General features: G+C 54.4%; 7 protein-coding genes. All 7 read right to left on the bottom strand.

What is annotated here, in order from left to right:
• Nucleotides 1-170 precede the first annotated feature (170 nt).
• On the bottom strand, nucleotides 171-413 hold the full coding sequence (locus HMPREF9453_RS07740) for a DUF951 domain-containing protein (RefSeq protein WP_008859997.1): 243 nt from the start codon (nucleotides 411-413) through the stop codon (nucleotides 171-173).
• Nucleotides 414-461: 48 nt separating this feature from the next.
• Nucleotides 462-1532 (bottom strand): hypothetical protein, encoded by a 1071-nt coding sequence (locus tag HMPREF9453_RS07735; protein WP_008859996.1) that lies wholly within the window; start codon nucleotides 1530-1532, stop codon nucleotides 462-464.
• A 137-nt stretch (nucleotides 1533-1669) separates the two neighbouring features.
• Nucleotides 1670-2602 (bottom strand): DNA-binding protein WhiA, encoded by a 933-nt coding sequence (gene whiA, locus HMPREF9453_RS07730; RefSeq protein ID WP_008859995.1) that lies wholly within the window; start codon nucleotides 2600-2602, stop codon nucleotides 1670-1672.
• On the bottom strand, nucleotides 2602-3954 hold the full coding sequence (locus HMPREF9453_RS07725; protein ID WP_008859994.1) for a gluconeogenesis factor YvcK family protein: 1353 nt from the start codon (nucleotides 3952-3954) through the stop codon (nucleotides 2602-2604). The genes whiA and HMPREF9453_RS07725 overlap by 1 nt, the downstream gene beginning before the upstream one ends.
• Nucleotides 3955-3960: 6 nt before the next feature.
• Nucleotides 3961-4866, bottom strand: coding sequence for an RNase adapter RapZ (gene rapZ / locus HMPREF9453_RS07720; protein ID WP_008859993.1), 906 nt, complete (start codon nucleotides 4864-4866; stop codon nucleotides 3961-3963).
• Between the two features lie 3 nt (nucleotides 4867-4869).
• Entirely contained in the window at nucleotides 4870-5679 is an 810-nt protein-coding gene (locus HMPREF9453_RS07715; RefSeq protein WP_008859992.1) for a Cof-type HAD-IIB family hydrolase, read from the bottom strand.
• A 641-nt stretch (nucleotides 5680-6320) separates the two neighbouring features.
• Nucleotides 6321-7349, bottom strand: a complete 1029-nt coding sequence (locus HMPREF9453_RS07710) for a threonine aldolase family protein (protein ID WP_008859991.1) — start codon at nucleotides 7347-7349, stop codon at nucleotides 6321-6323.
• Nucleotides 7350-7487: the final 138 nt, after the last annotated feature.

The following is a 7487-nucleotide window of genomic DNA, read 5'->3' as shown; positions in this document are numbered from 1 at the left end:
CATAGTTTCCTGACACTTTGATACGCCATGGCCCCACGTCGGAGAGGAAACCTTTTGCCCATAGTTTCCTGACGCCATGATACGCCACGGCCCCACGTCGGAGAGGAAACTTTTTGCCCATAATTTCCTGACGCTTTGATACGCCAATGTCTCACGCCGGAGAGGAAGCCCTACCCTTCCGTGGATTCTTCGCTTCTCTCTGCCAGAGGGGTGTCCTTGGTGACGTCGCGGTTTAATACCTTTTTGGCGCCTTTCAGAAATTTGGGGCGGGGAATGAGGACGATATGGCCGCAGCCCCGGCATTTAATCCGCATATCGCTTCCCAGCTGCAGGACTTCCCATTCCTGGCTTCCGCAGGGATGTTTTTTCTTCATCTGTACAATATCGCCGATACGAAACTGAATAAATTTCATTTTGGGTCTCCTTTGTTGAAAACAGATAGGGGGGCAGCTGCCAGCTGCTTATTTCTGGTCCAGGGATTCCTTTTCCGGCACCATGAGGAAACGGATAGGCAGGTAGGTGGCGCCGGCAGGAATGAAGCGGATGTAAAGGTCCTTCCCCATGTCCCAGGTGCCGCAGGAAATATAGTCTCTTTCGGTGCCGTTTCCAAACCAGCGCCGTCCCAGGCGGTCATCGGTGCGGTATACCCGAAGGAGCCTCGGGTTGGTGCCGATCTGGAAAGTGCCCATGTACACGCCGCCCTGGGCGTTGATATATAGATTATACTTCCCGCTGCCGCTGTTATGAAAGGTCACATGATAGGTGATGCCGTAATCTCCTGTGTTTTCCCTTTCCACATGGCTCATCTCATCCTGTCCTTTCTGGAAGGGATAGGAATTGCCGATGGAAATGTCGGCAGGTCCTTTGGCAAAGTCCCAGGTTTCGTTTTCCAGGTAAATATCTCTGGCAAAGGTGCCTCTCATTTCATGGGTATCCGGCGGAAGGGGCAGGGCTTTTTCCAGGGCCTTTTCCAGGTCTTTCATATCGCCATCGGGAAGGATGGCTGTGCCCAGGGTGACGGGCTTCTTCGTTTCGATTTCCACCATGCCGCTGACCAGGTCTTCCTCGGCAATGCCATGGGGATCATCGTCAAAAAGGATGGTTTTCTTTCCCGGAAGGAGCGTAACCGTTTCCGGCTTTTCTTCCTCTCCCACCGCTTCCCGGAAGGACAGGGTGGCGCCGGTGGGGATATAGCTGCTGCTGGCATCGCCTTTGATCCGGCGATTCACAGTGATGGGCTGTTTCTTGTCTGATTTCGCGTACACCAGCACCCGGGCAGGGCCGCCGGTTTCATTCACATGGTAATAATAGACCCGTCCCTTTCCGGGAGCGGCGGTGCCTTCATACAAAATGCCTGCCTGGTCTGCATACTCCGGGCAGTCAGAAAAAATCAAAGTGCCTTCTGCCTTCGTCTGTTTCAAAGGAAGGGTGGTATAGGTTTCATCCACCGGAGACGATGCGAAAGCAGTCAAACCGCCTGCCATGGTCATGGCAGCGGCGAGGGATGCAATAGATTTTTTTAATATGGACATGGGTTTACTTCTTTTCTGTATGTATTTCCTTTGCTATGTTAAACATTCCATGGACGGTAAAAGGCCCAGAGAACTGTGGTGGCGGCATCGCCTTTGGGGCGATACCTGTAAAGCCTGTTGTTACGTGCTTTTTCCCCTCAGCCCGTTTTTCCGCTTTCTTCCATGGCCTGTACCAGGGATTCTATTTTTTTGAAGCGGTGGGCCAGACCGGACTTGGTAATGCCGCAGATGGCTGCCAGTTCGGAGAGGCTGGCATTGGGATGGGAGAGCCGTACTTCGCAGGCTTCCCGGATTTTGGGAGACAGGGAGGAAAGGGTATTTCCCTGCAGGAGCCGCTGCACCATATGGGTCTGGTGAACGGCAGCATCCACTGTTTTCTGGAGGTTTGCGGTTTCGCAGTTCACCTGGCGGTTCACACGGTTTCTCATGTCTTTCACCACCCGCACGCTTTCAAAGTCCAGGTAGCTCTGGCTGGCGCCTACGATCTGGAGAAATTCGGACACTTCGTCTCCGTCTTTGATATAGACGATGTAATCGTTCTTCCTGTCGGTCATGCGGGCGTTCATGCGGAAGAAGGCCATGGTTTTGACGATTTCTTCTGCAAACCGCAGAGACTGGGTCACCATTTCCAGATGGTAGTCGCTCTGGGGACGGCTGACTGAACCGCCGCCCAGGAAGGCACCGGCCAGGTAAGCCCGTTTTTCTTCGCTGCTTTCCAGGAAGGGGCTGTCGTCTACGCCGGCCATGGGGGAAAGGCCCATGGTGTTCAGGAAGGACAGGCCCATTTCAGAGGGCTGTACCACCAGGGTGTATACATTTTTCTTCCGCAGGCGTCTTCCCTGGCGCACCATGGCGCTGGGCATGAAGCCGAAATCCTTTTTCAGGTACACCAGCACCCGCCGGGCTACGGCGCTGCTGCCGGTGGAAAATTCAAGGCCCCAGCGTCCCCGGGATCCGGTAACGAATGAACCGCTCATGCGCAGAAGGGCCAGAAGCTCCGCTGTGCGGCAGGCTTTATCGTCCCGCTGGATGCGGGCCAGTTCATTCTTCACCTGTTCTGTAAATGACATTAATGACTCCTCTTCAAATAATCTTCCAATGCTTCCGGCGCAATATTGGCGGACAGCAGGTTGTGAATGCGGATGATTTCATTGGAAAGCACTTCCGTGTCCTGCACGGCGCCCCGGTCCGGTCCCAGAAGGTCTGATTCAATGAGGGCGGCTCCCAGGGATTCCACCTTCTTCCTGTCAATGGTGACGGGGAAGGCATGGACTTTTTCATATTTCCGAAGCACTTCCGGAGAGGGAGTGCCGTTGTTGGCCAGGACGAAATCCACCACCCCGCCGCCGATATGGTCTACCAGGGCTTTCAGATGGTCCCCCACCGTATAGCCTGTGGTTTCCCCGGGCTGGGTCATGACGTTGCAGATATAAAGCACCGGAGCGCCGCTTTCCCTGATGGCCGAAAGGATTTCCGGCACCAGGAGATTGGGCAGTACCGATGTATAAAGGCTTCCCGGCCCCAGGGTAATGAGGTCCGCTTCCCTGATGGCTTCCAGGGCATCGCCCACGGCCATGGGCGCCTTAGGCACCGTGGTCATGCGGACGATACGCACGTCCCGTCCGATTTTTTCAGGATAGGCAGAGATTTCCGATTCCCCTTCCACGATTTCGCCGTCGGACATTTTGGCCCGGAGGCGCACTTTCTGGGAGGTGGCAGGCATGACCTGGCCGCGGATATTGAGAACCTTGCTGGCCGCTTCCAGAGCGTTCTGCACGCTGCCGAACTGCTTAATCAGGGCTGCCAGGAAAAGGTTTCCCAGGCTGTGCCCCGCCAGTTCGCCTTCGCCGCCGAAGCGGTACTGGAAGATCTGCTCCAGCACCGTTTCCTTGTCAGCCAGGGCCACCAGACAGTTCCGAAGGTCCCCGGGCGCAATGATTCCCATTTCCTCCCGAAGCCTTCCGGAAGAGCCGCCGTCATCGGCTACGGTGACGATGGCGGTAATATTGGATGTTTTATTCTTCATCCCCCGGAGCAGCATGGACAGTCCATGGCCGCCGCCGATGGCCACCACCCGGAGTCCCCGGGACAGCTCCATGCGGGACAGGAGTTTCTTGGACACTTCCTTCTGGTCCGGTGCCAGCAGTTCCACCAGCCGCTTCATGAGCTTCCTCACGGCGGTGGTCATAATCCATAAACCCAGAATGACAAAGAGGGTGCCGCAGACTGCAAGGAACGTATAGCTGTAGCTTCCTGTCATCTGGAAAGCCAGCCCCAGCATTCTTTCTTCCATGATTCCGAAAATCTGGTAGTTCAGAATCAGTGTGGCACCGAAGACCAGGAGGAGTATCCCCACTGAAAACAGGACCATCCAGCGCTTAATCGCCAATCCCGGCCGGAGCCACTGCATGAAATGTTTCATCAAACCTCATCCTTCCGAAGAATCTGTCACATCATGCTCTATATGATTTCGGTGCAGGTCCCGGTGTTCCACGTTCACATGACCGAACTTTTCTTTCAAATGGCTGCCCAGCCTTTCCGTCACAAAGACGGACCGGTGCATGCCTCCGGTGCAGCCGATGGCGATGGTGAACTGGGTTTTCCCCGCTTTTTTGAAATGGTCCACCATGAAGTCCATGAAATCGTACAGTTTCCCCAGAAATTCCCGGGTCACCGGCGCCTTTTCAATATAATCGGCCACTTCCTTCACCCGGCCGGTGGAGTACTTGTACTCCGGCACATAGAAGGGGTTGGGCAGGAACCGGACGTCAATCACCGTGTCTGCATCAATGGGGATGCCGTACTTGAAGCCGAAGGAAAATACGGTAATCTGCATATCCGTACCGCTGCCGTCCACGCCGAAGCGGCTGGACAGATATTCTTTCAAATCGCCGGTTTTCATGGCGGTGGTATCCACGATCACGTCCGCCTGGGCCCGGATGCCTGCCAGGATCTTCCTTTCCTGGGCAATGCCTTCCTGGATGCGCATATTTTTGGCCAGGGGATGCTGCCGTCTCGTTTCCATGTACCGCCGCACCAGGGCCTCATCAGAGGCCTCCAGGAAAACCACTTCATGGGGAATGCCCCGTTTCTTCAGTTCATCCAGCGCCTGGGGCAGGGCATCAAAGAAGGAACCGCCCCGGATATCCGTCACCACTGCCACATGGCGCGTATTGGATGTGCTTTTCCAGCAGAGGTCCGCAAACCGCGCAATGAGCACCGGCGGCAGGTTATCCACGCAGTAATAGCCCATATCCTCCAGTTTCTGCATGAAATTGGTCTTACCGGCTCCGCTCATGCCGGTAATAATAACAAAGCGGAAATCGTCCTGCATGGTTCATCCCTCCAGTACATATTTTTCAACAGCTCTGGCCACACCGTCCTCATTGTTGGACGCTGTTTCGTGGGCAGCGGCTTTTTTAGCGCTTTCCGAAGCATTGGCCACGGCAAAGGACCAGGGGGTCATGGAAAGCATGGATACATCATTGTTCCCATTGCCAAAGGTCATCACATGGTCTGTGGGAATGCCCCAGGAACGGGCCAGCTCCTCCACAGCCCTGCCTTTGGAGCATTCCCGGTTATTCATTTCAAAGAAGAAAGGCTTTGATTTCACCTGGTTCACCAGATTCGCATATTTCTCCTTCAGGAAATGTTCCACACCCTTCATCTTTTCCATGTCATATTCGCAGACCAGAATTTTCGTAGGCGCCTTCCGGGGCGTCCAGAAATCATCCCCTGCCACATGAGCCTTCACGGCGCACTGCTTCTCATACTCGTCGGTGCGCCAGTCCCGGAAAGGCACATAAAGCTCATCGTCAATATAGGTATGGGCATACCAGCCATGGGCTTTGATATCGGAAAGGATGGCAAGGGCCCTGTCTTTTTCAATGCGCACATCCCTTATGATTTTCCCGCTCTCACAGAGCCCTGTCATGGACCCGGTGTAGCAGATCACCGGTACATCACCAAGGCCGATGGCCTTCCCCCAGGGACGGGCCGCCTGGAACATGCGCCCCGTGGCAATGACGATCCTCACGCCCCGGGAAAGAGCCCGGGCCAGTACCTGTTTCGTGTAGTCCGAAACGGAAATATCATCCCGTAAAAGGGTATCATCCAAATCAATGGCAATCATTTGTATAGAAGACATGGTATGCTCCTTGTAATCAATTGGTTCAATAGGGAGGGTTCTTAAGTTTGACGGCCTTTCAGGCCGAGGGTTGTGGTGGCGGCTTCGCCGCAATTTTTATAAAAAAGGGGCGCGGCTCCGCCGCGGGTTGTGTAGAAGGGTTGTGAAGGGAAAGGTTCTTAAGATGGATGGGCCTTCGGCCCAAGGGTTCTTAAGTTTGACGGGGCCTTTGGCCCCGAGGGTTGCGGATTGCCGCTCTGCGGCAATGCTTATAAAGTCAGCGTTACGGGATTGTCGTTATGGGTCATATAGCTTGATACGCATTTTGCTGACTGGCTCGCTGCGCTCGCCTCCCCCTATCCGGCTGCGCCGGACTTCCCCCGCAAGCAGGGGCAGAATAAATCGCTCTATGCTTTCCTGTAGAGACATGGCTCCATTGCTAAGCACCCATAGTCCCCCCGCCGGGGGGAAGGTGGTGGCGCCAGCCACCAAAAGGGGTGCATTTCCCTCGCCCGCAGGGCGGTTGTATGGTTTTATACAAACTGGCGCCTTCTATAATTTAGAGGCGCTCCACCACTATTATACCATAGGAAGAAACGCCCGAAGGCGTGGGCGGAATCAGCAGGAGGGGAATGAAGAAAAGAAAATTTCCTCTCTTTCTCTTAGAGCAGCTTGATCAGTGCTTCCGTTTCTTCTTCGGTGGTGGCCCAGGAAGTGGCAATGCGCATGACCACTTTGTCTCCTTTATTTTCCCAGAATCCCATTTCCACTTTTTCGGAAAGGTACCGGGCTTCTTCGTGGGTGAGAGTCAGGAAAATCTGGTTGGTGCTGTTTCTTACGTCCTGGACGTATCCTTTTTCATCCAGGGCCTGTCGGATACGGTCCGCCATTTCATCGCCGTTTCTGCCCAGTTTTGCATAAAGGCCGCCGGTGAAGAGGGTGTCGAACTGCAGGCCTGCTGCCCAGCCTTTGGCCAAAAGGGCGCCGTGCTGTTTCACCATGGTGAAGAAATGGGGCACTGTCCCTTTTTTCGGGAATACCACTGCTTCTCCCAGAAGGGCGCCGCACTTGGTGCCGCCGATGTAGAAAACATCGGTGAGGCTTGCCAGGTCCTTAAGAGTCACGTCATTTCCCCGGGCGGAAAGGCCATAGGCCAGGCGGGCGCCATCTACGTAGAGCGCCAGTTTCCATTTCCGGCATACCCCGCTGATTTCCCGGAGTTCCTTCAAGCTGTAAAGAGTGCCATATTCAGTGGGCTGGGAAATATAAACCATGGCGGGCATGACCATGTGTTCATGGTTCTCATCGTTCCAGTAGGTTTCAGCCAGACTGTCAATGTCTTTGGCCCTGATTTTCCCTTCTTCCGCAGGAAGTGCAAGCACCTTGTGGCCGCCGTATTCGATGGCTCCTGCTTCATGGACAGACACATGACCTGTGGCGGCAGCAATGACTCCTTCATAGGGCCGAAGCATGGTATCAATGACAGTGGCATTGGTCTGGGTGCCTCCCACCAGGAAGTACACCTCTCCCTCCGGCGTTCCAGCAGCAGTTCTGATTTTCTCCCTGGCCGATTCCGATATTTCGTCGGATCCATAGCCGGTGAATTTTTTTCCTGAAAGTGCCGCCAGTCTTTCAATGATTTCCGGCGCTGCCGTTTCCATGTAATCGGAAGCAAAATATAATTTTTCCATGGTTGTACCTGCCTTTTCTTTTTGCCCTATTGTATATCACAGAGAAGAGACTCTGCAAATCGTTTTCTGCCGCCCTGCATCGCAATCGTCTCGCGCCAATCAGGAAATTTCATAGCAAAAAGGCCGTGAAAAATGGGC

Origin of the sequence: Dialister succinatiphilus YIT 11850 (assembly GCF_000242435.1) — a bacterium.
GTDB lineage: Bacteria > Bacillota > Negativicutes > Veillonellales > Dialisteraceae > Dialister > Dialister succinatiphilus.
This window is presented reverse-complemented; position numbering and strand designations above follow the sequence as displayed.